At 64.3% G+C, this 1,050-nt stretch carries 1 protein-coding gene and 1 pseudogene; both read left to right on the forward strand.

Annotation, left to right across the window (positions count from 1 at the left end):
• On the forward strand, positions 1-772 hold a 772-nt coding region (locus BGN95_RS13970), incomplete at its 5' end, for a TonB-dependent receptor (protein WP_286772992.1).
• A 53-nt stretch (positions 773-825) separates the two neighbouring features.
• A pseudogene (locus BGN95_RS13975) lies at positions 826-1,050 on the forward strand (hypothetical protein); the annotation flags it as partial.

The raw sequence follows: 1,050 nt of genomic DNA on the forward strand, positions 1-1,050 counted from the left end.
CACCTTCTCGGTCGCGCCGCAATGGAAGATCCGGCCCAATCTGATGGTCTATGCCCGCGTCGCCTCGGGCTATCGCCCGGGCGGCCCCAATATCAACTGCGGCAGGCCGTTCGTCGCCTGCACCTACGGGTCGGATCGCACGGTCAATTACGAACTCGGGCTGAAGGGGGACTTTTTCGACCGCCTCGTCAGCATCGATGCCTCGGCCTATCTGATCGACTGGGACGACATCCAGACTTTGGTCGCGACGCCCAACGGGCGCTCGGGCTATACCGCGAACGGCGGCACCGCGCGCAGCCAGGGCGTCGAGCTTTCGATGACGCTCCGCCCGTCGCGCGCGACGACGATCGAGGGCTGGGTCGCCTATAATGACAGCAAATTGACCGAGGATTTCCCCGCGGCGGCGCGGCTGGCAGCGTTCAAGGGCGATCGCCTCCCCTATAGCGCGCGGTGGAGCGGCAATATCAGCGCCAATCACACGATCGCGCTCAGCGACACGACCGATGCGTTCTTCGGCGGGAATCTGAGCTATGTCGGCAAGCGCATCGGGACGTTCCAGCCCGATCCGTTGCGCGCGGTGTTCCCGAGCTATTGGCAATTCGATCTCACCGCCGGGCTCAAGTGGAACAACGGCTGGCGGTTCAACGCCTTCGTCAACAATCTGACCAACGAGCGCGGCATTTTGCGCGCCGGCGCGGATTCCAATATCCCGACCGCGGTGACCTATATCCGCCCGCGCAGCTTCGGCGTCGCCGTGTCGAAATCCTTCTGATTTCGGCAGGGACACAGCAGATGCGATCGTTAGCGTTGATCGGGACCGGCCTCTTGCTGCTGACGGCGGGATCGGCGGGGGCCGCGAAGGCCCCCGCGGCAAGGGCGGAAAAAGCGCCGGCCGAGGTGTCGGTTCCGAACAGTCACCGGATCCGCTTCACCTCGTCGATCAACGGCCGCGACTATTTGATTTCGGTCGCCGTCCCGCTGGTCCCGCCCCCGGCGCAGGGCTATCCGGTTCTTTACCTGTTCGATCCCCATTTCATGTTCGGTACGGCG

This window comes from Sphingomonas sp. 66-10, from assembly GCF_001897045.1.
Classification (GTDB): Bacteria; Pseudomonadota; Alphaproteobacteria; order Sphingomonadales; family Sphingomonadaceae; genus Sphingomonas; species Sphingomonas lycopersici.